This is a genomic window from Cellulomonas sp. P4_B5_2 (assembly GCF_056402235.1).
This window is the reverse complement of the sequence record NZ_JBFUHU010000004.1, coordinates 1-24,051: the sequence shown is the minus strand read 5'-3', so window position 1 is coordinate 24,051 and position 24,051 is coordinate 1. Positions and strand designations below refer to the sequence as shown.

Genomic DNA, 24,051 nt, shown 5'->3' with positions numbered 1-24,051 from the left:
GGCGCAGGTACGGGCACGCGTCGGAAGCCATGGCTAGCGCCCCCGCGATGCACTGAAGATTTGGTCAAGACTCTACCAACCGGATTCCCATGCCACTTCCCACGGGTGGTCGGTCCCACGGTCGACGGGCCCGACGCCGCTAGCGTGGCGGCGTGAATGCGCTGCAGGTGGTGTGCCTGGTCCTGGTGATCGTCGCGACCGTCGTCGGGGTCGCGGTGTTCGCGCGCGGGATCGGCGCGATCGTGCGGACCGTGCGGATCGGTGGGCCCGTCTCCGGTCGCTGGACCCCCGTGGGACCGCGGCTGGCGACCCTGACGCGCGAGGTGCTGGGGCACGGGCGGTTCCAGCACAAGCCGGTRGTCAAGGTGGCGCACTGGGTGGTGATGGTCTCGTTCCCGGTGCTGTTCCTCACACTGGTCACCGGGTACGGGCAGGTGGTCGATCCGGGCTTCGCCCTGCCGCTGATCGGGCACTTCGCGCCGCTGGAGTGGGCGATCGAGGCGATCGCGTGGGCGTCGCTGCTCGGGATCCTGGCCCTGATCGTGCTGCGGATCCGGCTGGGCTCCCGCCGCAAGGACTCGCGGTTCTTCGGGTCGAACCAGGCGCAGGCGTTCTTCGTCGAGGCGACGGTGCTGGCCGTCGTGCTGGCGGTGCTGGTGCTGCGCGGGCTTGAGTACGCGCTGGGCGGCGGGGAGGCGTGRCACTTCCCGCTGACCGCGTGGTTCGGGTCGGCGTGGGCCGGTCTGCCGACGGCGACGCTGGAGAACGCGATCGTCGTCGTCGCGACCATCAAGATCGCCGTGTCGATGTCCTGGTTCGTCGTCGTCGGCCTGCAGCCCACGATGGGCGTCGCGTGGCACCGGTTCCTCGCGATCGTCAACGTGTACGCGCGCCGCGAGCCCGCCGGCGGACCCGCGCTCGGTGCGCTGCAGCCGATCCGGATCGACGGAGCACCGGTCGACCTGTCCGCGCTGGAGGACCTTCCCGACGACGCCCGCCTCGGCGTCGGCGCCATCGAGGACTTCACCTGGAAGGGCCTGCTCGACTTCTCCACCTGCACCGAGTGCGGTCGCTGCCAGGACCAGTGCCCGGCGTGGGCGACGGGAAAGCCGCTCAGCCCCAAGCTCGTCACGCTGGCGCTGCGGGACCACGCGGCGGCCACGGCTCCCTACCTGCAGGCCGGCTCCGCTTCTCATCAGGGGCTCGACCTCCTCGGCACGGGAGTCATCGACCCCGACGCCCTCTGGGCCTGCACCATGTGCGGCGCGTGCGTGCAGCAGTGCCCGGTCGACATCGAGCACGTGGACGCGATCGTCGACATGCGGCGCTACCAGGTGCTCATGGAGTCGGCGTTCCCGAAGGAGCTGGGCGGCACGTTCAGCAAGCTGGAGCGGCAGGGCAACCCGTGGGGCCTCCCGGCGCGCAACCGCCTCGCCTGGGCGAAGGGGCTGGAGTTCGAGGTGCCGGTGGTCGGGGTCGACGTGGAGTCGGCGGTCGAGGTCGAGTACCTGTTCTGGGTGGGCTGCGCCGGCGCGTACGAGGACCGGGCGATCCGGACGACCAAGGCCGTCGCCGAGCTGTTGCACACGGCCGGAGTCAGCTTCGCGGTGCTGGGGGACGGCGAGTCCTGCACGGGTGACCCGGCACGACGGGCGGGCAACGAGCTGCTGTTCCAGATGCTCGCGAGCGCCAACGTCGAGACGCTCAACGAGGTCGGCGCGCAGCGGATCGTCGTGACCTGCGCGCACTGCTTCAACACGATCGCCCGCGAGTACCCCCAGCTGGGCGGCCGCTACGAGGTGGTCCACCACACCGAGCTGCTGAACACCCTGGTCGCCGACGGCCGGCTGACCCCGCTGCCGTCGACCGACGAGCGCACCGTGACCTACCACGACCCCTGCTACCTCGGCCGGCACAACCAGGTCTACGCGCCCCCGCGCGAGCTGCTCGGCGCGATCCCCGGCGTCCAGCTGGCCGAGATGCCGCGCAACCGCGAGCAGGCGTTCTGCTGCGGGGGCGGCGGTGCGCGCGTGTGGATGGAGGAGTCTCTGGGGACCCGCATCGGCACCGCCCGGGCCGAGGAGGCCATCGCCACGGGTGCGTCCATCGTCGCCACCGCCTGCCCGTTCTGCACGGTGATGCTCTCCGACGGCGTCGCCGCCTCGGACCAGACCGTCGGCGTCCCGGAGGTCACCGACATCGCCCTGCTGCTCCTCGACCGCGTGAAGGAGGCACCGTGATCGGCCCCCGCAGCACCGAGCAGCGCCGCAAGGACGCGCTCTACCGGCTCGGCCACGACATCGACGCCTGGGTCGCGACGACCGACACCGACACCGGCGCACCCCGCCTGACCCCGCTGTCCTTCCTGTGGCACGACGAGACGCTGCTGCTCGCCACGTCCGCGTTCGGCGCCACCGGCCGGAACCTCGCGGCCAACCCGTCCGTGCAGGTCGGCATCGGGCAGACCCGGGACGTGGTCCTGGTGCAGGGGACCGTCGAGGTCGTGCCGACCGTGCCGGAGCCGCTCGGGGACGCGTTCGCGACGAAGACCGGCTTCGACCCCCGCACGATCGCGACCGCCTTCCCGTACTTCCGGCTCACCCCGCGCACGATCCAGGTGTGGCGCGAGGAGGACGAGCTGGCCGGGCGCTGGGTGATGCGCGACGGGGTCTGGCGCTAGTCACGGGCTCACGCTCACGCTCACGCTCACGCTCACGTGAAGACTTTGCTCCGCTGGGTGCGACGAAGTCTTCACACGAGCGCGGCTGCTACCTCGGCGCATTCAGCGGCCGCCAGAGGTCATGGCGCCCTCGGGGTTGCCCCACGCGTCGAATCGATGCGATCTCACCTCGGAAGGCGCTATCCCCCGAGCGGTCGCGGATGTCACGATGGAACCCGTGACAGCCGGCCCCCACCCGCACCTCGCCGTGATCGACATCGACGGCAACCACCCGGTCCGGTCCGTCGTCCGGCTGCTCGGCGCACACCGCCGCCGGGTCCTGACCGCCGTCGCGTTCTTCACCATGAAGGACATCCCGCTCTGGCTCATGCCGGTGATCACCGGCAAGGTCATCGACGTCGTCGTCGCGGGCGGCCCGACCAGCGAGCTGTGGCTGTGGGCGGCCGTCGCGGTCGCCGCGCTGCTGCAGAACTACCCCAACCACGTGCAGTGGACCAAGCTCTTCATGGGCGCCGTCCGGCAGATCGGCGCCGACCTGCGCAACGGCCTGACCGCCCGGTTGCAGAGCCTCTCGATCGGTTTCCACTCGCGGGTCAGCGCCTCGATCGTGCAGACGAAGGTGGTCCGCGACGTCGAGAACGTCGAGGTGATGCTCCAGCAGATCGCCCACCCGCTGCTGTCCGCGACCATGGTGATGCTCGGCGCGATCGTGATGACCGCGCTGGCCGTCCCCGAGTTCCTGCCGGTCTACGCGCTGACCATCCCGCTCGCCGTCCTGCTGCGGTTCGTCCTGGCGCGCCGGTCGCGCGAGCGCAACGAGTCGTTCCGCCGGGAGGTCGAGCACTTCTCCGCCCGCGTCGGCGAGATGGCCACGCTCATGCCGATCACCCGTGCGCACGGCCTGGAGGCCACCGCCGAGGAGCGCGTCGCCGTCGGCGCCGAGGGTGTGCGGTCCGCCGGCTACCGGCTCGACGTGCTCAACGGGCGGTTCGCGTCGCTGAGCTGGGTGAGCCTGCAGCTGCTCGGCGTCCTGTGCCTCGTGCTCGCCGCCTGGGTCTCGATCACCGGGTTCCTCACCATCACCCCCGGGCAGGTGGTGCTGCTCAGCTCGTACTTCGCGCTCATCACCGGCTCGGTGACCAACCTGCTCATGCTCCTGCCCGTCGGCGCCAAGGGCCTCGAGTCCGTCCGGTCCATCGCGGAGGTCATGCAGGAGCCCGACCTCGAGGAGAACGCCGGCAAGCGCCGCGTCGACCACGTGGACGGCCGGCTGACCCTCGAGCACGTGCACTTCCGGTACCCCGACGCCGACACCGACGCGCTCGACGGCGTCGACCTCGACATCGAGGCCGGGCAGACCGTCGCGTTCGTGGGCCCGTCCGGGTCCGGCAAGTCGACCGTGCTCAACCTGGCGCTCGGCTTCCTGCGCCCCACCGGCGGGCGGCTGCTGCTCGACGGCGTCGACACCGCCCACCTCGMCCTGCGCTCCGTCCGCCGGCACGTGTCCGTCGTGCCGCAGGAGTCGGTGCTGTTCGAGGGCTCCATCCGAGACAACGTGGCCTACGGCATGCCGAGGGCGACCGACGCGCGCGTCCGGCAGGCGCTCGTCGACGCCAACGCCGCGGAGATCGTCGACGCCCTCCCCGACGGCTGGGACACCGTGGTGGGTGAGCGCGGCGCGCGGCTGTCCGGCGGCCAGCGCCAACGGATCGCCATCGCCCGCGCCCTGGTCCGCGACCCCCGCATCCTGCTGCTCGACGAGGCCACGTCCGCCCTCGACCCGGAGTCGGAGGCCGCCGTCAAGGAGGCCCTCGCGCGGCTGATGCGCGGGCGGACCACGCTCGTCGTCGCACATCGCCTGTCGACGATCCGCTCCGCCGACCGGATCGTGGTCCTCGACGACGCCCGCGTGGTGGAGGTCGGCACCCACGACGACCTGCTCGCCGCCGACGGTCGCTACGCCCGGTTGCAGCGCGCGCAGCAGGTCTGACCGCTCAGCGGCGGGTGGTCACCGGTCGCACCCGCACACGAGGTTCTGCTCCAGCACCTGCTCGCCCTCCTCGGGCCGCGCCCACGCCTCCGCCTCCGCGCGGTTGGCGAACGACCGACCGGCGAGCCGACCGTTCGCGAGGAGCACCACGACCTCGACCTCGTCGCGCGGGTCCACCCAGTCGACGTCGACCGCGGGTCCTGTCGTCACGTGCACCCTCCTCGATCCGGCTCTCTCTCACCTCAACCACAGGCGGCCAAGGCTTGTTTCGATGAGGCCCGGGGCGACTCCACGGAGGTGAGACGCGGTCGATGGCTCGCCGGTCTCCGCCGGCTCAGCGCTCGTACGCCCAGGTGCGGTCGGTGAGCATGCGCGCGATCGCCAACCCGATCGCCAGCGCGGCCACCACCAGCGCGGCCTGCACCCCGTACGACAAGGCCTCCGCCGTCTCGCCGTTGGAGATGTGGAAGACCGCCCGGTAGGCCAGCACGCCCGGCACCATGATCGTCACGGCCGGGACGTAGACCGTGATCCGGGGGACGTCGAGCCGCGGCGCGATGACGGCCGCGAGCAGCCCGACCACCAGCGCGGCGATCGCGGCGGCGGCCTGCGGCGGGACGGTGCCCTCGACCAGCGCGAGCCGCAGCACGTTGGCGACCATGCCGACGCCTGCCGCGGCGAGCGCGATCCGCCACGGGCTGTTGAACATGAGCGCGAAGCCGAGCACACCCAGGAAGCTGGCGACGAACCTCAAGGTCAGCAGGAGACCGGCGTCCAGGTCGGCCGGGGTGGGCGGATCGGGGGTGAGCCCGACGACCAGCGACAACGCCCAGACCGCGAGCGCCGCGGACGTCAGGATCATCAGCGCGTACGTGAGCCGCGCGACCCCCGCCGAGAAGTCCAGCTTCGCCAGGTCGAGGAAGCCGGTGACCAGCGGGAACCCCGGGATCAGGAACAGCACGGCGGACACGTACCCGGCGTCGTGACCCGAACCGGTGACACCGGTCACCTGCAGCAGCCCGACGAAAGCGATGTAACCGAAGCACGCGAGGGTCGCGCAGAGCATGGTGACGCCGAACTGATTGAACCCGCGGTGGAGCAGCGTGCGGCGGAGCGCCTGACCGAGGAACGCCCCGACGAACACGCCGAGCACCTCGACGACCCCGCCGCTGTTCAGGAACGAGAAGGCGGCGCAGGCGATCGCGGCCCACAGCGCGTTGAGCACGACCGGGTAGAGCGGAGGCTTGCCGGCGATCCGATCCAGCTCGGCGTTGACCTCTTCCACCGTCGCACGACCGGCTGTCTCCAGCCGTCCCGCGAGGTGCTCCAGGCTCGTCAGCCGGTCGACGTTGACGCCGATCGTGCGGACCTCGATGACCTCCGTCCGGAAGCTCGGCCCCCGGTGCGACGTCGTCGTGATCTCCGTGAGCGTCACGTGCGCCTCGTGCCGGTCGATGCCCAGCGCACGGGCCACCCGGGCCATCGAGGCCTTGACCCGGTACGAGCCCGTCCCGGCCGACAGGCTCAGTCGACCGACCCGCAGCACGGCGCCGGAGCGACGGATCAGCTCGAGCTCGGCGTCGTCCGGCGCGGTGGGCATGAACCCATGATGGTGTGCCGACGCGGCCACCGGTGGGTCGATCGTCCCGCGGGTCGCCAGGCGCGAGAACCCCGCGGCCGCACGAGGTCGATCGGTCGTCGCGCGGTCGCCCGGTGCGCGATGGCCACTGGGTGTGCGCGTCACTCGCGCCGAACCGCGTCCGGCGCGTTGACGGTGCGGCCGTCCGGTCGTCGGCGAAACGTGTAGCGCATCGGCGAGAACACGGGCCCCGTGTCGGGCGGCCTGCCCGACGACCTCTGTCGACGGACGTGGCCGGGCGGCTTGGCGTGACGCTCGATCGTCAGATCGAGCCGGTGCACCTCGTGGTGGTGGTAGTCGCACAGGAGCACGCCGTTCTCGATCGACGTCGAGCCTCCGTCGCGGTCCCACCACCGGATGTGGTGGACCTGCGCCCACCGAGCCGACGTGTGGCACCCGTTCCACGCGCACTGCCGGTCCCGCGCGACGACCGCCCTCCGGTGCACCCCCGCGAAGGTCCGCTTGGTCCGCCCGAGGTCGAGCGGCACCCCCTCGGCGCTCATGACGATCCGCGTGATCTCGCAGTCGCACAATGCCTGTGCCAGCTCCGACATGGCGACTGGCGTGCCGTCCTCCAGCGTCGCGGGCACCACAGGCACCCACGACGTGGYGTCATCCGGGGTCTCGGCTCGATCCACGAGGCCGGCTCCGTCCACGAGCCCGGCATCGTCCACGAGCCCGGCATCGTCCACGAGTCCGGCATCGTCGACGAGTCCGGAACGAGCCCCGAGCCCGGCGCCAGCCGCTTCCCGCCGGCGGTGGTGCTCACGCAGGGCGGAGAACGTCTCCGCGGGCACGATCAGCGACACGTGCGCCCTGCTAGCCGCTCCGGGCGCAGCACTACCGGTGCCGCCATCGTCCCCGACTCGTCCCGGCTCCCACCCCGCGCACGCGCGGCGGGCCACTGCCACCAGGGCGTCGGCGTTCGCCTGCGCCGGGGACCGCGTCTCGTCCGGCGCCTGGCCGGCGGAGTCGAGCGCCGCCTGCAGCGCCTCGCCGGCCACCCGGTCGAGAAACCCCTTCAGGTACGTCCCCCGCGCCTGGTGCGAGAGCACCAACGACCGCTCGCGCCGGGCCGCCTCGTGCGACTCCTCCAGCGCCTGCGGGTCCCGTGCGGCCGCCAGCTGAGCGATCGACCGTGCGAAGTCCGGCACCGACTGCCGCTCCGCCATCGAGACGACGGTCGCCTGCAGCTCAGCCGACCGCAGCGCCTGCGCGACCTCCGGGGACGCGGTCGCGGCGACACGGGCCAGGACGTCGAGGTGACCGAGCGGGACACGCCCCTCGCCGACCGCGTCCGCCACCGCCGGCATCGACACCAGCGCATCCGCCTGCCGGACCTCCCGGGTCGCCTCCGCGGTACCCGTGCGGGTCAGCCGCGCCCGGGCCGCCTCGAACGAGCGATCCCCGGGTCGCTGCGACGTCCCCGCGTCCCGCTCGGCCACGAGCAGACGCGCGCGTGCCCGGGACAGCTGCGCGGCTACGAGATCGAGAGAGCTCAGGGCTGCCGACCGCTCGGAGCCGGACCAGTCCGCACACTCGGCGACCCGCTCGACCAGCGCCGACGCCGACGCACGCAGGTCGGCGAGGGGCTCGGCAGCCCGTGTCGCCTCCGCGTGCATTGCTTCGAACATGCGTACGACTCTACGCGAACCGGACATCGGAAACAACCTCTGACCTGCACAAACATATCCACAGCCGCGCTCGCCGGGCCGCCCACAAGCGCACGCCTGTGGACGAAGGGGGGGAAGGCGACGCCCTAGTCCCCCACCACCCGCAGCAGCCGCAGCAGCTCCGCCTGGTCCTCCGGCGACAACCGCCCCAGCCGCTCCGCCGCCCCCTCGTGCCGCTGCGCAGAGATGGCCGTCAGCAACGAGCGCCCCGCCGGCGTGAGCTCCAGCAGCGTCGCGCGCCGGTCGGTCGGGTCGGGCAGTCGCCGGACCAGCCCGTCCGCCTCGGCGGCATCCACCTTCGACGTCACCGACCGCGGCGCCACGTCGAGCGACGCCGCCAGCTCGCCCAGCCGGCACGGCCCGTCGCACCGCTCCAGCGTGCGCAGCATCCGCAGCTGTCCGGGCGTCGTGCCCTGCACCTCGAGCTGGGCAGCGGTATCCCGCCGCACCCCACGGAGCACGCCGTGGAGGAGCTCGAGCAGCTCACCGGACTCGTTCACGGGCAGAGACTATCTCAAGTTGTGAACCAGACACATAGTGAGTTAACCTCAGCATCGAGCGGCCCACGAGGCCGCGCTCCCCGGAATGAGCCGACGCAACAACCAGTTCCGGCAAGGGGACGCACCAGAACCGAGGAGGTGGGCCCGTGTCCATGACCGGCAGCCCCAACATGCGCAGCTTCGCCAAGGACCGCACCGTCGCGGACCACAAGCTGACCCGCGACACCCTGCGGCGGATCCTCCAGTTCGCGCGCCCCTACAAGGCCAAGCTCGCGGTCTTCGTCGGCCTCATCGCCCTCGAGGCGGCGGCCGGCGCCGTCACGCCCCTGCTGTTCAAGTACCTCATCGACGACGGCATCACGGCCGGCAACACCCGGGTCGTCGTCGTCATCGCGGCCGTCGTCGCGGTCCTCGCGATCGTGAGCGCCGGCCTGTCCGTCGCCGACCGCTGGGTGTCGTCGCAGGTGGGCGAGGGCCTGATCCTCGACCTGCGCACCGCGGTGTTCGACCACGTGCAGCGCATGCCGCTCGCGTTCTTCAGCCGCGCCAAGACCGGTGCGCTGGTGCAGCGGCTCAACGGCGACGTGCTCGGCGCGCAGCAGGCGTTCACCTCCACCCTCCAGAACGTGGTGAGCAACTCGCTCACCATCGTCTTCGTGCTCGCAGCCATGCTCAGCATGTCCTGGCAGCTGACCCTGCTGAGCCTCGTCCTGCTGCCGGCGTTCGTCTTCCCCGCCCGCTGGTTCGGCAAGAAGATCGCGGCGATCACCCGGGAGAGCTACGCCCTCAACGCCGACGCCGCGCAGATCATGAACGAGCGGTTCAACGTCGCCGGCGCCCACCTGGTGAAGATCTTCGGCGACCCGGAGCGCGAGTCGCGGAACTACGCCGAGCAGGTGGGCCGCGTCCGGGACATCGGCGTCACGCGCGCCCTGTACTCCACCTGGTTCCGCGTCGGCCTGACCACGCTGGCCAGCGTCGCGGTGGCGATCGTCTACGGCCTCGGCGGCGTCATGGCGATCCAGGGCCAGCTGACCGTCGGCGTCGTCGTCGCCCTGACCGCCTACCTCGGCCGCCTCTACGGGCCGCTCACCGCGATGTCGAACGTCCAGGTGGACGTCATGACCGCGCTGGTCAGCTTCGAGCGCGTGCTCGAGGTCCTCGACCTGGAGCCGACGGTGACCGAGAAGCCCGACGCGGTCGACCTGCGCGCCCGGAAGGCGGTGCACGGCGCGACCGTCGAGCTCGACGCGGTCGACTTCCGCTACCCGGGGGCCGACGAGGTCTCGCTGGCCTCCCTGGAGTCCGTCGCGACCCTGCGCACCGAGCCGATCGACGACACCCTGCGCGACGTCAGCTTCACCGTCCCCGCCGGCCACATGGTCGCGCTCGTCGGCCACTCCGGTGCCGGCAAGACGACGATCTCCCAGCTGGTCACCCGCATGTACGACCCGACGCGCGGCGCCGTCCGGATCGCCGGCACCGACCTGCGGGACGTCACGCACGAGTCCCTGCGCGCCACGGTGGGCGTGGTCAGCCAGGAGGCGCACCTGTTCCACGACTCGATCGCGGAGAACCTGCGCTACGCCCGCCCGGAGGCCACCGACGCGGACATCGAGCGCGCGCTGCAGCAGGCCCACATCGCGGACCTCGTCGCGACCCTGCCCGACGGCATCCACACCGTGGTCGGCGACCGCGGCTACCGCCTCTCCGGCGGGGAGCGCCAGCGGCTCGCCATCGCCCGCATGCTGCTCAAGGCGCCCGACGTCGTCATCCTCGACGAGGCCACCGCACACCTGGACTCCGGCTCGGAGGCCGCCGTGCAGGCGGCGCTCGACGAGGCCCTGTCCGGCCGCACGAGCATCGTCATCGCCCACCGCCTCTCGACCGTGCGGCAGGCCGACTCGATCGTGGTCCTCGACCACGGCCGGGTGATCGACCAGGGCACGCACGCCGAGCTGCTGGCCCGCGGCGGCGTGTACGCGGAGCTGTACCGGACGCAGTTCGCCAGCACCGAAGGAGCAGCGCCCGCTACCGTCGCCGCATGATCGGACGCATCGACGAGGTCGTCTTCGACTGCGCGGACCCGGGGTCGCTCGCGCGCTTCTGGGCCGACGTCCTGGGCGGCACCCCGCAGGCTCGCGACGACGCGTGGCACTACGTCGATCCGCCCGGCTGGACCCGGATCGCGTTCCAGCGGGTGCCCGAGGGCAAGGCGGTGAAGAACCGCCTGCACCTCGACGTCGAGGTCGCCGACATCGCGGAGGCCACCGAGCAGGCCGAGGCGCTGGGCGCGACGAGGTTCGGCACGATCCACGTCGACACCGCCGGCTCGTTCCAGGTGCTGCTCGACCCGGAGGGCAACGAGTGGTGCGTGGTGAAGCCCGCGTAAGGTCCGGGCCGCGAGCGGACATCTAGGGGTGTGAACGTCATCGGGACCGCCGACCCCCGCGTCGAGGCGGAGTTCGCCGCGCTCTACCGGGCGACGTACGGCCGCATCGTGCGCTTCGCGGCGCGCAGGATCGGGCCTGCGGACGCCGAGGACGTCGCCGCGGACGTGTTCCGCATCGCCTGGACCCGCACGTGCGACGGGGTCGACGTCACCACGGGCTGGCTGTTCGTCACCGCGGAGAACGTCGTGCGCAACCACCACCGCTCCGCGGTGCGCGCCCAGCGGCTGCAGTCGGCGGTGGCGCAGACGCACCACGACCCTGCCCCCGACGACGACGTCCTCGACGCGCTCGACCGCCTCGACGACGCCACCCGCAGCCTCCTGATGCTCCGCTACTGGGACGAGCTCAGCGGCGCCGAGCTCGCGCAGGTCCTCGGCATCTCCACGTCGGCGGTCTGGGTGCGCCTGCACCGAGCCCGTCGCGCATTCCGCAGCACGTACGGGAAGGACCCGTCATGACGACCACCCGCACCTTGCTCCACGCCGCCAACCCCGTCCCCGAGGTTCGCGACGCGCCGCTGACCCCCCGAGCCCGCGCCGAGCTGCGGGCCCTGGTGCCGGACCATGAGCTCGTCCCCTCCGGCCGCCGGGGCGGGATCCGGCTCGCCGTGGCGCTCCTGGCCACCGCCGTCGTCGTCCTCGGGATCGCGGTCGTCGTCCCGCTGCTCCGCGACGCCCCGGGCTCGTCGTCCGTGGCCGACTACCCGCACTACGCCACCACCGCCGAGCTCGAGGGCGTCGCGGACCTCATCGTCCGCGGCACCTTCACCGCGATCACCCCGGACGACTCCGCGGGCTACCCGCGCGCGATCGCGACCGTCGACGTCACCGCCTCCGCGAAAGGGCCGGTCGAGCCCGGGACCACCCTCGAGATCGCCTACACGAGCGCCGGCGCCGGCGAACGGACCGACCTCGAGGTGGGCGGCGAGTACGTCCTCCTGCTCGACGACCTCGCCGACCTGGAGGGCGACTGGCCACCCACACCCGTCAACGCGTCCCAGGGTTTCTACACGGTCGTCGACGGGCGGGCTGTACCGGGCCCCGACAACACGGTCCCCCTCGCCCCGGAGACCCTGGCGGCCCTCGGCCTGTCGTGAATCCCCTTGCGACCTGCGGGATCGAAGACCACTGTCGTCCCGTGACCATCCCCGCACGCCTCGCCCCGCTGCTCGCCGAGTACGACTTCGCCAGCGAGCGCCTCCTGCACCGCCTCACCGGACCGACCGTGGACAGCGGCGACGGTCTCCAGGTGGAGGTCCCGCCGCTCACCGACGCCGAGCTCCTCTGGGAACCGGTCCCGGGCGCCTGGACGATCCGCCGGCAGTCGGACGGACCCGGAGGCCTGGGCGCGACCCGGCTGGTCGGATCGGGCGAGTGGGGTCACGACGGCGGCCGCCCGCACCCCTGGCCGCCGCCGGTCACGTCGATCGGCTGGCGGATCAACCACGTGACCAAGACGCTGGCCGGCCGCGCGGACCACACCGACGGCACGCACACCCACACGGAGCAGGCAGACGAGCCGCAGGGCACCGCCACCGGCGCGATCGAGCACCTGACCGCGGCCCTCGCGGCGTGGCGCGCGACGCTCGTGGGGGCCGACGACGCCGCCCTCGACATGATCGGCTACAGCACGTACCCGAACGGGTCCGACGCCGAGGACGCCTTCCTCGACGTCGTCTGGTGGACCAACCAGGAGGTCGTCCACCACGGCGCCGAGATCGCCCTCCTGCGCGACCTGTACCTGCGACTAGCGTGATCGCATGAGCTTCTGGATCTGCGAGACGTGCGCGGTCGAGAGTGCCGAGCCGACCGCGGTGTGTGCCATCTGCGCAGACGAGCGCCAGTGGGTCCCCGCGTCCGGGCAGCGCTGGATCACCCTCCAGGACCTCCGCGAGCTGGGCTACCGCAGCCAGCTCGCCGAGCTCGAGAAGGACCTGTACGCGGTGACCAGCACGCCCGGGGCCGGCATCGCGCAGCAGTCCAAGCTGCTCCGCACGCCCGAGGGCAGCCTCCTGTGGGACCCGGTCGGCTTCTTCGACGAGGAGGTCGTCGCCCGGATCCTGCGCCTCGGGCCCGTCCGGGCGATCGCGGCGAGCCACCCGCACATGTTCGGCGTCCAGGTGGAGTGGAGCCGCGCTCTCGGCGGCCCGCCGGTGCTCGTGGCCGAGGCGGACGCGGGGTGGGTCGCCCGCCCCGACCCGGTCATCGAGACCTGGTCGGGCGAGCGCGAGATCCTGCCCGGCGTGACGCTCTCGCAGCCCGGTGGCCACTTCCCCGGCAGCGCGATCGTGCACTGGGCGGCCGGCGCGGGCGGCAGGGGCGTGGTGCTCAGCGGCGACACGGTCTTCGCCAACCCGGACCGGAAGTCGGTCGCGTTCATGCGCAGCTACCCGAACCACCTGCCGCTGTCCGGCGCCGTCGCGCGCCGGGTCGCCGACCACCTCGACGGCCTGGAGTTCGACCGCCTCTACGGCAACTTCGCCAACGTGATCGCGTCCGACGCCAAGGCGGTCGTCCGCCGCTCCGCGGAGCGCCACATCGGCTGGGTGAACGGCGACTTCGACCACCTCACGTGAGCAGCTCCTCGAGCCGGTCCACGAACGCCGCCTGAGCCTTCACCACCAGCCGCCGCGCCTCGTCGGGCGAGAACCACCCCGCCCGGTCGAGCTCGGGCACCAGCAGCGTCTTCCCCGACCGCGGCGGCCACGCGATCTCGACGAGGTTGCTGGCGATCGCGGACGCGTCCAGGTCCCCCTCGAGCGCCCACGCGGTCACCACCTTGCCGCCGCTCTGCTTCACGTCCCCGAGCGGGAGGGGGTCCGACGAGGGCGCCGGCGCCCCGAGCTCCTCCGCGAACTCCCGCAGCGCGGTCTCGAACGGGTCCTCGCCGGGCGAGGGCTCCCCCTTCGGGATCGTCCACGCGCCCTCGTCCTTGCGCGCCCAGAACGGTCCGCCCATGTGCCCGAGCAGCACCTCGAGCCCGGCAGTGCGCCGGAACAGCAGGATCCCGGCGCTCGTCCGGGGCGTCACAGCGACAGCCCCGCGAGGATCGCGTCGACAGTCTCCGCCGGCGTCTGGTCCGACGTGTCGAGCCAGAGCCCGATCCGCGGCGTCCCGTCACGCAGCCCGGCGTCGAGGTCCTCGACGGTCCACTCGCCGTACCCGGTCTTGCCTCGGCCGGCCTCGCGCGCTGCCACGGTCGACGGCGACGGCGCCAGCACGACCACCTGCGGCGCGTTCCGGAACATCGCCACCCACGAGGGCAGGTCGTCCCCGAGCGCGATGTCCTGGACGACTGCCGTGAATCCCGCGTCCGCGTACTCGTCGGCCACCATCGCCGACAGGCGGTACCGGAGTCGAAGCTGCGCCAGGGACTCCACCGACAGGTCGACCCCGACCTCCGCGCGTCCCGAGACGACCATCCGTCGGAACAGGTCGCCCCGCACGTGCGCGGACCGCGGCAGCCGCTCGGCCAGCAGCTGCGCCACGGTCGACTTCCCGGCGGCCATGATCCCGGTGACCAGGACCACGGTGCCGGTCACGTGCCCGCCACGGTCAGACGTCCTCGGGGTCGACCAGGAAGTCGGCCTCGTCGGCGATCTCCCCGCCGATCGCCCCGTGCACCGCCCGCGCCACCGCCTGCACCAGCGGGGCGGCCCGGGAGCGCGCCACGCGGTGCTCGAACGACGGCCGCTCGGCCTCGAGCTCCTCGATGAACGGCGGCTCCCAGTGCACGCGGTACGCCACGATGCCGTTCCGGGTCCACGGCAGGTCGCGCATCAGCGGCGGCAGGGTGGTCTCGACGCCCGCCTCCACGGAGAGCATCCCGTCGTGCCCAAGGTCGACGAGCACCCCGAACGCCTCGGGCACGGGTGGCACGGCCAGCATCAGCTCGTCGAACGCCGAGGCCTCGTCCATCAGGCGCTGCCGCTCGGCCTCGTCCTCGACCCCGTACCGCTGGAGCGCGGCGGACAGCCCGCGCCCACCGGCCTCGGCGACCCAGCCGGGCCGTCCGGTGGCGTCGCGCCCGACCCCGGGCAGCGGTCCGTCCCACGTCCCGGTCGCCTCGCTCAGCCGCGCCCGCGCCTGCACGGACTGGACCACGGCGAGCGCCTCGGCGGGCTCCAGCCAGGAGTCGGACAGGACGGTCAGGTCGATCGCGCTGTCCACGTCGGGCGTGAGGATCGTGCCGTGCTCCCCGATCCGCACGGAGCCGCCCAGCCGCCGAGCCGCGGCCACGAGCCACTGCAGGACGCGTTCCTCCTCGCGGATCGGCATGCCCTCGGGGAACGCGCGCTTGAGCCCGTCGCGGTCGCCACCGGGGTACGGCTTCTCGCCGCGCTCCCGCGGCGCCACCAGCACGTAGGCGAGCGTGGACGTGGTCGGCAGGCCGAGGCTGACCGCGTCCTCGGCCTCGACGCGGTACGGACCGGTCAGGGTGGACAGCCGGGCCAGCCGGAGCGTGCGGGCGGGGGTGGTCGACGACCCGACGGCGCGGATGCCGAGCGCCGCGGTCATCGGGCCCATGATCCCGCGGGGCTGCGGGACGACGTCCGCCTCCTCCCAGTGCGCCTGGGCGAAGCGGCTGATCGCCAGCACCTCGACCTCGTCGGCGCCCACGTCCTCCGGGAGCCCGAGGAGGTGGCGGCTGCGCAGCTCGGGGTCAGCGGCCTGGATGCGAGGCGGGCTCGCCATGGCTCAGACGTCCGTCCGGTGGAAGTTCTGCCACGAGCGCGACGCCGTCGGCCCGCGCTGGCCCTGGTACCGCGAGCCGTACTCCGAGGACCCGTACGGGTGCTCGGACGCCGACGACAGCCGGAAGAAGCACATCTGGCCGATCTTCATGCCGGGCCACAGCAGGATCGGCAGCGTGGCCACGTTGGACAGCTCCAGGGTGACGTGCCCGGAGAACCCGGGGTCGATGAACCCCGCGGTCGAGTGCGTGAGCAGGCCGAGCCGGCCCAGCGACGACTTCCCCTCGAGCCGCGCGGCGATGTCGTCGGGCAGCGTCACGGCCTCGTACGTCGACCCGAGGACGAACTCGCCGGGGTGCAGGACGAACGACTCGCCCGCCCCGACCTCGACCAGCCGCGTGAGCTCGGGCTGGTCGGCCGCGGGGTCGATGAACGGGTACTTGTGGTTGTCGAAGAGCCGGAAGTACCGGTCCAGGCGCACGTCGATGCTCGAGGGCTGGAGCATGGCGGGCTCGTAGGGGTCGAGGGCCACGCGGCCCGACTCGAGCTCGGCCTTGATGTCGCGGTCGGAGAGCAGCACGGAGACACGGTAGTCCGGTTCGCGCCGGGCTCAGGGCAGGTCCGGTCRGTGGACCGGGGGCACGATCGCGGGTGCTCCGCGGGGGATCTTCTCCTTGTGGACCCCGTGGCCTGTTCCACCATCGGATGCGGGCGGCTATGCTCCTGTCCGGGAGATGCGTGGGAGCGCTCTCGCACACTGATATCGCGCCGGAAGCACGACGCACCACCCGCACTGGTGCGGGGGGAGGTCGGGGAGCCGCAGGCGCCACTGCCGAGCACTCGAGGGGCAAGTCCATGCGGTACGGCCATTTTGACGACGAGGCACGCGAGTACGTCATCGAGACGCCTCACACGCCCTATCCGTGGATCAACTACCTGGGCTCCGAGCAGTTCTTCTCGCTGATCTCGCACCAGTCCGGCGGGTACTCGTTCTACCGCGACGCCAAGATGCGCCGCCTGACGCGGTACCGCTACAACAACATCCCCGCGGACGCGGGCGGCCGGTACTTCTACGTGAACGACGGCGGCGACGTGTGGACCCCGTCGTGGCTGCCGGTCAAGGCGGACCTGGACCACTTCGAGACGCGCCACGGCCTCGGCTACACGCGCATCACGGGTGAGCGCGGCGGGATCTCGGTCGAGACCCTGTTCTTCGTGCCCATCGGCGAGACCGCCGAGATCCAGAAGGTCACGGTCACCAACACCTCGGACGTCGAGAAGTCGATCAGCCTCTTCTCGTTCGTCGAGTTCTGCCTCTGGAACGCGCAGGACGACCAGACCAACTACCAGCGCAACCTGTCGATCGGCGAGGTCGAGGTCGAGCAGGACGGGCCGTACGGGTCCGCCGTGTTCCACAAGACCGAGTACCGCGAGCGCCGCGACCACTACGCCGTCTACGGCGTGAACACGCGGGCCGACGGCTTCGACACCGACCGCGACACGTTCGTCGGCGCCTACAACGGCCTCGGCGAGGCCGCCGTCCCGCGCTCCGGGACGTCCACCGGTTCGGTGGCGTCCGGCTGGTACCCGATCGGCTCGCACCATGTGGACATCACCCTGGAGCCGGGCGAGTCCCGCGCGCTGACCTACGTCCTGGGGTACATCGAGAACCCCGACGAGGAGAAGTGGGCCGACGACGCCCACCAGGTCATCAACAAGGAGCGCGCGCACGCGCTGCTGGGCCGGTTCGCCACGACCGAGCAGACCGACGCCGCCTTCGAGCAGCTGCGCGCGCACTGGACCGGCCTGCTGTCCACCTACTCGGTGAAGTCGGACGACGAGAAGCTGGACCGGATGGTCAACATCTGGAACCAGTACCAGTGCATGGTCACGTTCAACATGTCGCGCTCGGCGTCGTTCTTCGAGACCGGGATCGGCCGCGGGATGGGCTTCCGCGACTCCAACCAGGACTTGCTGGGATTCGTGCACCTCATCCCCGAGCGTGCCCGCGAGCGCATCATCGACATCGCGTCCACGCAGTTCGAGGACGGCTCGGCGTACCACCAGTACCAGCCGCTGACGAAGCGCGGGAACAACGACATCGGGTCCGGCTTCAACGACGACCCGCTGTGGCTCATCGCCGGCGTGGCCGCGTACATCAAGGAGACCGGCGACGTCGCGATCCTCGACGAGCCCGTGCCGTTCGACAACGCGCCCGGGTCCGAGGTGCCCCTCTTCGAGCACCTGGTCCGCTCGTTCCAGTTCACGGTCGACAACCGCGGCCCGCACGGCCTGCCGCTCATCGGCCGCGCGGACTGGAACGACTGCCTGAACCTCAACTGCTTCTCGACGACCCCGGGCGAGTCGTTCCAGACGACGGAGAACCAGGCCGGCGGCCACGCGGAGTCGGTGTTCATCGCCGCGCAGTTCGTGCTCTACGGCGCGGAGTTCGCCGAGCTGGCCTCGCGTCGCGGACTGACCGAGGTCGCCGCGCAGGCCCGCAAGGTGGTCGACGAGGTCCGCGAGGCGGTGCTCGAGCACGGCTGGGACGGCGAGTGGTTCCTGCGCGCGTACGACTTCTACGGCAACCCCGTGGGCACCGACGCCAAGCCCGAGGGCAAGATCTGGATCGAGCCGCAGGGCTTCGCGGTCATGGCCGGCATCGGTGTCGACGGCCTTGAGAAGACCTCCCCCGCCATCAAGGCGCTCGACTCCGTCGGCGAGATGCTGGGCACCCCGCACGGCCTGGTGCTCCAGTACCCGGCGTACACGACCTACCAGATCGAGCTCGGCGAGGTCTCCACCTACCCGCCCGGGTACAAGGAGAACGGTGGCATCTTCTGCCACAACAACCCCTGGGTGATCATCGGCGAGACCGTGGTGGGCCGCGGCGCCAAGGCGTTCGACTACTACAAGCGGATCACCCCGGCGTACCGCGAGGACATCTCCGACGTCCACAAGCTCGAGCCGTACGTGTACGCGCAGATGATCGCGGGCAAGCAGGCGTCCCGTGCGGGCGAGGCCAAGAACTCCTGGCTGACCGGCACCGCCGCCTGGAACTTCGTCGCGGTGTCGCAGTACCTGCTGGGCGTGCGCCCCGACTACGACGGTCTCGTCGTGGACCCGCAGATCGGCCCGGACGTCCCCTCGTTCACCGTCACGCGCGTCGCCCGCGGCGCCACGTACGAGATCCACGTGACGAACTCCGGCGTCGAGGGTGCCCGCGGCACCCTGACGGTCGACGGCACCCTGGTCGAGGGCAACCTCGTCCCGTACGCCGCCGAGGGCTCGGTCGTCCGCGTCGAGGTCACCGTCTGACCCCGCGGGGGGACTGACGGGTGCTGTGATGACGGCTGTCCAGGAGATCGAAGCGCTTGCGCCCACCGTCGAGTCGTCGCGGACGGTCACCCTCCGCAACGACTCGTGGGAGCTGGACGTGCTGCCCGCGACGGGGGCGTCCCTCGCGGGAGGGCGCATCCGCACATCCGACGGGGTCTGGCGCGACCTCCTGCGACCGACCCGGCGGACGGCGCTGGGCGAGCCCGAGAAGTGCTCGAGCTTCCCGATGGTCCCGTGGTCCAACCGCATCCGCGACGGGGTGCTGCCGTTCGGCGACCGCACCTGGCAGCTCCAGCGCAACGGCGCCGACGGCACGGCCATCCACGGCGCCGCCCGGCACTCCGCGTGGACGGTGACGGACCGGACCGAGACGCGGGTGGTCCTCGAGCTCGACACCACCGGCCTGGTCGGCGTGAACTTCCCGTGGCAGTTCCGCGCGCAGATCACCTACGCACTGGCCGGCGACCGCCTGGTCGTGGGGACCTCGGTGCGCAACGTCGACCGCGAGCCGTTCCCGGCCGGGTTCGGCCACCACCCGTACTTCCAGCGCACGTTGTCCCCGGTCGGCACCTCGGCGCCCCCGACGCCCGGGCAGCCCGTCCTCGAGGTGCCGGCGCAGAAGGGCTACTCGCTGGTCAACGCCCTCGCGTCGGGCCCGGCCGGTGCCGTGCCGCAGCGCGCGGACTTCCGGGTGGCCCGCCCGCTGACCTCGACGTTCGTCGACGACGTGCTCACCGCGTGGGAGCCCGGCGCGCCCGTGCGGATCAGCTACGAGGACCTCGGCGTGAGCGTCGACCTGCACGCCGACCCCGTCTACGCCCACCTGGTCCTGTACGCCCCCCGCAAGCGGCCGTACTTCGCGGTGGAGCCGGTGACCAACGTGAACAACGGGTTCTCGCTGCACGCCGCGGGCGTGCCGGGCACCGGCGTCTTCGTCCTGGAGCCCGGTGAGGAGCGCTGCGGGGCGTTCACCATGACGCTGCGAAGCTGACGCTCACGCGGCCGGCGTCGCGGCCCGGAACGCGCTGACGGCGGCCTCGACCGTCGGGAAGATGTGCGTGTTGTCGAACCCCTCGAGCGTGCCGTAGCGGCGGAGGCCGGCGAGCAGGGAGGGGTCGGCGGCCGCGATCGCGAACACCCCGCCCTGCGCGTGCACCGCGGTGATCAGGCCGGCCAGGGCCAGGCTGGCGGAGTAGTCGACGTCCGTCAGCGACGAGCAGTCGAGCACCAGCCACCGGACCCGGCTCGGGGCGCCCGCCATGAGCGCCTGGACGTCGTCGGAGAACCGGTTGGCGTTGGCGTAGAACAGCTCGGCGTCGTACCGGAAGACGAGCAGCCCCGGCAGGCTCTCCGCGCCCGGCACAGCCGGCACGTAGGTGGGGGAACCGTCCTTGCTCACGCCCACCAGGAACCCCTCCGGCGAGTACGCCCGGCGGATGATCTCGAGGATCGAGAGCACCACGGCGAGCACGATGCCCTCCTGCACGCCGACCGAGAACACCACGACCGCGGTGAGCAGCGCGATCACGAACTCGCTGACACGTGCCGCCCTGATCCGGCGCAGTCCCTGGACGTCGATGAGCCCGATCCCGATGAGGAAGACGATCGCCGCGAGGACCGCGGTGGGCATGTCGGTGAGCAGCCCCGTGAGGAACAGGACCACGGCCAGCGCGACGAGCGCCATCGCGATGTTGGCCACCTGGGTGCGGCCGTGCTGCTCGTCGAGGATCTGCGTCTTGGTAGGGCTCCCGTTGACGACGAACGTTCCGGTGAGCCCGGCCGCGAGGTTTGCCGCGCTCAGCCCGACGATGTCGCGGTTCACGTCGACCCGCTCGCTGTGCTTCATGGCGAAGCTGCGCGACGTCGCGGCACTCTGGGCGATGATCAGGACGAAGCACGAGAACGCGATCCCGAGGACCTTGGGCACGTCGCCCCAGTCGATGCCGGCCGGCAGCCCGATCGGCGGGAACCCGCCCTGCACCGCGCCGATCACGCCGACCCCGTGGGAGGCGGCGTCGAGGCTCGCGGAGATGACGATCGACGCGATCACGGCGATCACCGCGCCGGGCACCCGGGGGGCGAGGCGCTTGCAGCCGACGATGATGACGATCGTGCCGACCGCGAACCCGACGGTCCACAGGTTGGCGTCACCGACGTGCGTGATCAGGTGCCACTGCTGCTGGAACCAGCTGCCGGACCCCTTCGGGATGCCGAGCATGTCCGGCAGCTGCCCGGCGAACACCTGGATCCCCACGCCGGTGAGGAACCCGACGAGCACCGCGGAGCTGAGGAAGTCACCGAGGAAGCCCAGCCGCAGCAGCCGGGCGACGACGAGCAGCACGCCGCACACCAGCGCGACCAGGCTCGTCCACGCGAGCCACTCCGCCGAGCTCGGTTCCAGGCCGGCGATCCCCACCCCGGCCAGCCCGGCGGCCAGGACCGCCGCCGTCGCGGAGTCGGCGCCGACCRCCAGGAGCCGCGACGAGCCGAGCAGGGCGAACACGATCGTCGGGAAGATGAGGGTGTAGATCCCGGTGACCACGGGCGTCTGCGAGATCGCCGTGTACCCCATCGTCTCCGGGATGGCGACGGCGGCGAGCGTCACCCCCGCGACGATGTCCGGGGCCAACCACGAGCGCCGGTAGCCGCGGAGCGCTGCGGGGAGCATCGAGCGCTGCGCAGCCATCGCCCACCTCCAGACGTGCGGCCCGGACGCGGTCCAGTCTGTCGGATGTCGGGTTTGTGCACGCGGAGTTCGCCGCGACGATCCGGCCGGGTATGCTCTCTGCCGGACCGATCCTGTCGGTCGCGCGGGTGTAGTTCAGTGGCAGAACTTCAGCTTCCCAAGCTGATAGCGCGAGTTCGATTCTCGTCACCCGCTCCAGATCGACCACCTCCCCCTTCCCCTGCGCACGCGCGTACGCGACCCTTGACAAGTTTTTTCGTCAAGAGCATCGTGGTTCCCATGCAGGACGTCGAGGTCATCGAGAGCGCGGAGGCAGCCGCCGCCGCGCTGGATCCGGTCCGGGCCCGGCTGCTCAGCGAGCTGGCCGTCCCGGCCTCCGCCGCCGGGCTCGCCGCCCGGGTCGGCATCCCCCGCCAGAAGGTCAACTACTACCTCAAGACGCTCGAGGCGCACGGCCTCGTGGAGCTGTCCGAGGAACGCCGGCACGGAGGCATCACCGAGCGGGTGCTGCAGGCGTCGGCGGCGTCGTACGTCGTGTCGCCGGCGGCCGTCAGCGCGTCCGCAGCCGACCCAGGCGCCAACGCCGACCACCTCTCGGCGGGCTACCTCGTCGCGCTGGCCGGCCGGCTGGTGCGCGAGGTCGGCGCCCTGGCCCGCCGGGCCGGCGCGTCCGGCACGCGACTGCCCACGCTGACCATCGACACGCAGATCGGGTTCCGGTCGGCCGCCGACCGGGCTGCCTTCGCGGACGACCTGACCGCCGCGGTGCTCGACCTGGCCGCGCGCTACCACCACGACGACGGGCGCCTGCACCGGCTCGTCGTCGCCGCCCACCCCGTTCCTGAGGAGGAGACATGAGCACGATCACGAACGTCCCGTACCGCCTGGAGTTCAGCGTCGAGGTCCCCGGCACCCCCGAGCAGGTCTGGGACGCCATCGCCACCGCCAAGGGCATGAGCGCGTGGTTCGGGCCGACCGAGCTGGAGGAGCGCGAGGGCGGCTCCCTGCGCTTCGTCATGGGCCCCGAGATGGACTCGACCGGCCGGGTCACCGGCTGGGACCCGCCGCGACGGATCGAGTACGAGGAGGACTGGGCCGCCCTGATGGGCAAGGACCCGGATTCCCTCAGCCCGCTGACGTCCGAGTTCGTGGTCGAGGCGAAGTCCGGCGGCACCTGCGTCGTGCGCGTCACCAGCAGCGGCTTCGGCATCGGCGCGGACTGGGAGCAGGAGTGGTGGGACACGCTCGCCCCCGGCTGGATGCCGTTCTTCGACAACCTGCGCCTCTACCTGGCGCACTTCCCGGGCCAGGAGGCCACCCACCTGGAGGCCGCGGCCACCCACCCCGGAGACCCGGATGCCCTCTGGTCGACAATGCGCACCGCGCTGGGGCTGGGCGACGAGGGCGCGACGGTCGACGTGCGCGGGGCCACCGGCACGGTCGAGCGGGCCGGCGAGCGACAGACGCTGATCCGGCTGACTGCGCCGGTGCCCGGGATGCTCAGCGTCTACTCGTGGGGCATGGGCGACGGCACTCCCCGGGGTCACCCGCTCCGTCGGTCGGCGGTACCGCAGCTCAGTACGTGAACGCCGCCAGCTCCGCACGCAGGTCGCCGGACAGCCGCGCGAGCTCGTCCACGGAGGCACCCATCTGCACCAGCGTCTGGGACGACGACGCCGCACCCGACGCCACACCGGAGATGTTGACGGCGATCTCCCCCGACCCGGTGGCGGCCTCCGCGACCGAGCGGGACATCTCCTTGGTGGTCGCGGTCTGCTCCTCGACCGCGGCGGCGATCGTCGTCTGGTAGTCGTTGATCGACGCGATGATCGCGGAGATCTCCCCGATCGCGTCGACCGCACCCCCGGTGTCGGCCTGGATCGCCTCGACCTGGCGGGTGATCTCCTCGGTCGCCTGGGCGGTCTCCCGCGCGAGCTCCTTGACCTCACCGGCGACGACGGCGAACCCCTTGCCCGACTCCCCGGCCCGAGCGGCCTCGATGGTCGCGTTGAGGGCCAGCAGGTTGGTCTGCTCCGCGATCGACGCGATCGCTTTGACCACGTTGCCGATCTCCTGCGAGCTGGTGCCGAGCTTGCCGACCGTCGCATTGGTGCTCGCGACGACGCCCGTGGCGCGCTCCGCGACCCGGGCGGCATCGTTGGCGTTCTGCGCGATCTCGCGGATGGAGGCGTCCATCTGCTCCGCACCCGCCGCCACCGTCTGCACGTTCCGGGACACCTGCTCCGAGGCGGCGGCCACGACGCCGGCCTGGACGCTCGTCTCCTCCGACCCCGCTGCGACCTCTCCGTTGGCCGCGGACAGCTCCTCGGCAGCGGCTGCCACGGTGTGCGACATCTCGATGACCTTGGAGATCACCGCCCGCAGGGCGGTCTGGGCG

The 24,051-nt window shown here is 71.9% G+C and carries 23 protein-coding genes and 1 tRNA gene; 14 read left to right on the top strand and 10 right to left on the bottom strand.

Annotated elements, in window-relative coordinates; genetic code table 11:
• Positions 1-152: 152 nt before the first annotated feature.
• The 3 genes from AC1DUQ_RS00650 to AC1DUQ_RS00640 all read left to right on the top strand — a co-directional run bounded on the left by AC1DUQ_RS00650 (position 153) and on the right by AC1DUQ_RS00640 (position 4,670).
• Complete coding sequence (locus AC1DUQ_RS00650) at positions 153-2,240, top strand: (Fe-S)-binding protein (RefSeq protein WP_477073263.1); 2,088 nt, start codon at positions 153-155, stop codon at positions 2,238-2,240.
• The gene (locus AC1DUQ_RS00645) at positions 2,237-2,680 is read left to right on the top strand and encodes a pyridoxamine 5'-phosphate oxidase family protein (RefSeq protein WP_477062574.1); all 444 of its coding nucleotides are present in this window, start codon (positions 2,237-2,239) and stop codon (positions 2,678-2,680) included. Before AC1DUQ_RS00650 ends, AC1DUQ_RS00645 begins: the two co-directional genes overlap by 4 nt.
• Positions 2,681-2,897: 217 nt before the next feature.
• A complete protein-coding gene (locus tag AC1DUQ_RS00640) occupies positions 2,898-4,670 on the top strand; it encodes an ABC transporter ATP-binding protein (RefSeq protein ID WP_477073262.1) in 1,773 nt (590 codons plus the stop codon).
• Positions 4,671-4,688: 18 nt separating this feature from the next.
• Here the strand turns inward: AC1DUQ_RS00640 and AC1DUQ_RS00635 are convergent, their stop codons facing one another.
• From AC1DUQ_RS00635 to AC1DUQ_RS00620, 4 genes are all read right to left on the bottom strand, one after another.
• Positions 4,689-4,880, bottom strand: a complete 192-nt coding sequence (locus AC1DUQ_RS00635; protein WP_477062576.1) for a hypothetical protein — start codon at positions 4,878-4,880, stop codon at positions 4,689-4,691.
• Positions 4,881-5,004: 124 nt separating this feature from the next.
• The gene (locus tag AC1DUQ_RS00630; RefSeq protein WP_477062577.1) at positions 5,005-6,270 is read right to left on the bottom strand and encodes a threonine/serine exporter family protein; all 1,266 of its coding nucleotides are present in this window, start codon (positions 6,268-6,270) and stop codon (positions 5,005-5,007) included.
• A 140-nt stretch (positions 6,271-6,410) separates the two neighbouring features.
• Positions 6,411-7,943, bottom strand: a complete 1,533-nt coding sequence (locus tag AC1DUQ_RS00625; protein ID WP_477073261.1) for an HNH endonuclease signature motif containing protein — start codon at positions 7,941-7,943, stop codon at positions 6,411-6,413.
• Positions 7,944-8,068: 125 nt separating this feature from the next.
• Positions 8,069-8,482 carry a MarR family winged helix-turn-helix transcriptional regulator gene (locus AC1DUQ_RS00620; protein ID WP_477062579.1) on the bottom strand — a complete coding sequence of 138 codons (414 nt, stop codon included), beginning with the start codon at positions 8,480-8,482 and terminating at the stop codon, positions 8,069-8,071.
• Between the two features lie 152 nt (positions 8,483-8,634).
• Here AC1DUQ_RS00620 and AC1DUQ_RS00615 point away from each other — a divergent pair, with 152 nt between their 5' ends.
• From AC1DUQ_RS00615 to AC1DUQ_RS00590, 6 genes are read left to right on the top strand one after another with little or no spacing between them, the layout of a single operon-like run.
• Positions 8,635-10,530 (top strand): ABC transporter ATP-binding protein, encoded by a 1,896-nt coding sequence (locus tag AC1DUQ_RS00615; protein WP_477062623.1) that lies wholly within the window; start codon positions 8,635-8,637, stop codon positions 10,528-10,530.
• Entirely contained in the window at positions 10,527-10,874 is a 348-nt protein-coding gene (locus AC1DUQ_RS00610; RefSeq protein WP_477062580.1) for a VOC family protein, read from the top strand. Before AC1DUQ_RS00615 ends, AC1DUQ_RS00610 begins: the two co-directional genes overlap by 4 nt.
• 30 nt (positions 10,875-10,904) lie before the next feature.
• The gene (locus AC1DUQ_RS00605; protein WP_477062581.1) at positions 10,905-11,393 is read left to right on the top strand and encodes an RNA polymerase sigma factor; all 489 of its coding nucleotides are present in this window, start codon (positions 10,905-10,907) and stop codon (positions 11,391-11,393) included.
• Entirely contained in the window at positions 11,390-12,031 is a 642-nt protein-coding gene (locus AC1DUQ_RS00600; RefSeq protein WP_477062582.1) for a hypothetical protein, read from the top strand. Before AC1DUQ_RS00605 ends, AC1DUQ_RS00600 begins: the two co-directional genes overlap by 4 nt.
• A gap of 41 nt (positions 12,032-12,072) precedes the next feature.
• On the top strand, positions 12,073-12,690 hold the full coding sequence (locus AC1DUQ_RS00595) for a DinB family protein (RefSeq protein WP_477062583.1): 618 nt from the start codon (positions 12,073-12,075) through the stop codon (positions 12,688-12,690).
• Positions 12,691-12,694: 4 nt separating this feature from the next.
• Positions 12,695-13,510 (top strand): MBL fold metallo-hydrolase, encoded by an 816-nt coding sequence (locus tag AC1DUQ_RS00590; protein ID WP_477062584.1) that lies wholly within the window; start codon positions 12,695-12,697, stop codon positions 13,508-13,510.
• On the opposite strand, the gene AC1DUQ_RS00585 is transcribed toward AC1DUQ_RS00590, so the two are convergent.
• The 4 genes from AC1DUQ_RS00585 to dcd are packed head-to-tail and all read right to left on the bottom strand — an operon-like array spanning position 13,503 to position 16,208.
• Entirely contained in the window at positions 13,503-13,964 is a 462-nt protein-coding gene (locus AC1DUQ_RS00585; RefSeq protein WP_477062585.1) for an NUDIX hydrolase, read from the bottom strand. The genes AC1DUQ_RS00590 and AC1DUQ_RS00585 overlap by 8 nt on opposite strands.
• Positions 13,961-14,476, bottom strand: coding sequence for an AAA family ATPase (locus tag AC1DUQ_RS00580; protein WP_477062586.1), 516 nt, complete (start codon positions 14,474-14,476; stop codon positions 13,961-13,963). Before AC1DUQ_RS00580 ends, AC1DUQ_RS00585 begins: the two co-directional genes overlap by 4 nt.
• Before the next feature lie 13 nt (positions 14,477-14,489).
• A complete protein-coding gene (locus AC1DUQ_RS00575; RefSeq protein ID WP_477073260.1) occupies positions 14,490-15,629 on the bottom strand; it encodes a hypothetical protein in 1,140 nt (379 codons plus the stop codon).
• A gap of 3 nt (positions 15,630-15,632) precedes the next feature.
• The gene (gene dcd, locus AC1DUQ_RS00570) at positions 15,633-16,208 is read right to left on the bottom strand and encodes a dCTP deaminase (RefSeq protein ID WP_056086984.1); all 576 of its coding nucleotides are present in this window, start codon (positions 16,206-16,208) and stop codon (positions 15,633-15,635) included.
• A gap of 275 nt (positions 16,209-16,483) precedes the next feature.
• On the opposite strand from dcd, the gene AC1DUQ_RS00565 reads away from it, so the two are divergent.
• Entirely contained in the window at positions 16,484-18,946 is a 2,463-nt protein-coding gene (locus tag AC1DUQ_RS00565; protein WP_477062588.1) for a glycoside hydrolase family 94 protein, read from the top strand.
• A gap of 28 nt (positions 18,947-18,974) precedes the next feature.
• The gene (locus AC1DUQ_RS00560; protein WP_477062589.1) at positions 18,975-19,958 is read left to right on the top strand and encodes an aldose epimerase family protein; all 984 of its coding nucleotides are present in this window, start codon (positions 18,975-18,977) and stop codon (positions 19,956-19,958) included.
• Positions 19,959-19,961: 3 nt separating this feature from the next.
• On the opposite strand, the gene AC1DUQ_RS00555 is transcribed toward AC1DUQ_RS00560, so the two are convergent.
• On the bottom strand, positions 19,962-21,653 hold the full coding sequence (locus AC1DUQ_RS00555) for a SulP family inorganic anion transporter (protein ID WP_477073259.1): 1,692 nt from the start codon (positions 21,651-21,653) through the stop codon (positions 19,962-19,964).
• A 124-nt stretch (positions 21,654-21,777) separates the two neighbouring features.
• Between AC1DUQ_RS00555 and AC1DUQ_RS00550 the strand changes: the two genes are divergently transcribed.
• The 3 genes from AC1DUQ_RS00550 to AC1DUQ_RS00540 all read left to right on the top strand — a co-directional run bounded on the left by AC1DUQ_RS00550 (position 21,778) and on the right by AC1DUQ_RS00540 (position 23,239).
• Positions 21,778-21,851, top strand: a tRNA-Gly gene (locus AC1DUQ_RS00550).
• An 81-nt stretch (positions 21,852-21,932) separates the two neighbouring features.
• Positions 21,933-22,511, top strand: coding sequence for a winged helix-turn-helix domain-containing protein (locus AC1DUQ_RS00545; RefSeq protein ID WP_477062591.1), 579 nt, complete (start codon positions 21,933-21,935; stop codon positions 22,509-22,511).
• Positions 22,508-23,239, top strand: coding sequence for an SRPBCC family protein (locus tag AC1DUQ_RS00540; protein WP_477073258.1), 732 nt, complete (start codon positions 22,508-22,510; stop codon positions 23,237-23,239). Before AC1DUQ_RS00545 ends, AC1DUQ_RS00540 begins: the two co-directional genes overlap by 4 nt.
• Here AC1DUQ_RS00540 and AC1DUQ_RS00535 read toward each other — a convergent pair.
• Positions 23,229-24,051, bottom strand: an 823-nt coding sequence (locus AC1DUQ_RS00535; RefSeq protein WP_477073257.1) for a methyl-accepting chemotaxis protein, incomplete at its 5' end; no start/stop codon positions are given. The genes AC1DUQ_RS00540 and AC1DUQ_RS00535 overlap by 11 nt on opposite strands.

Excerpts from the sequence above, each read along its gene's own strand:
- AC1DUQ_RS00600 (WP_477062582.1), top strand. The coding sequence starts at position 11,390 with ATGACGACCACCCGCACCTTGCTCCACGCCGCCAACCCCGTCCCCGAG.
- AC1DUQ_RS00575 (WP_477073260.1), bottom strand. The coding sequence starts at position 15,629 with ATGGCGAGCCCGCCTCGCATCCAGGCCGCTGACCCCGAGCTGCGCAGC.
- AC1DUQ_RS00540 (WP_477073258.1), top strand. The coding sequence starts at position 22,508 with ATGAGCACGATCACGAACGTCCCGTACCGCCTGGAGTTCAGCGTCGAG.
- AC1DUQ_RS00615 (WP_477062623.1), top strand. The coding sequence starts at position 8,635 with ATGACCGGCAGCCCCAACATGCGCAGCTTCGCCAAGGACCGCACCGTC.
- AC1DUQ_RS00630 (WP_477062577.1), bottom strand. The coding sequence starts at position 6,270 with ATGCCCACCGCGCCGGACGACGCCGAGCTCGAGCTGATCCGTCGCTCC.
- AC1DUQ_RS00590 (WP_477062584.1), top strand. The coding sequence starts at position 12,695 with ATGAGCTTCTGGATCTGCGAGACGTGCGCGGTCGAGAGTGCCGAGCCG.
- AC1DUQ_RS00545 (WP_477062591.1), top strand. The coding sequence starts at position 21,933 with ATGCAGGACGTCGAGGTCATCGAGAGCGCGGAGGCAGCCGCCGCCGCG.
- AC1DUQ_RS00565 (WP_477062588.1), top strand. The coding sequence starts at position 16,484 with ATGCGGTACGGCCATTTTGACGACGAGGCACGCGAGTACGTCATCGAG.
- AC1DUQ_RS00610 (WP_477062580.1), top strand. The coding sequence starts at position 10,527 with ATGATCGGACGCATCGACGAGGTCGTCTTCGACTGCGCGGACCCGGGG.
- AC1DUQ_RS00560 (WP_477062589.1), top strand. The coding sequence starts at position 18,975 with ATGACGGCTGTCCAGGAGATCGAAGCGCTTGCGCCCACCGTCGAGTCG.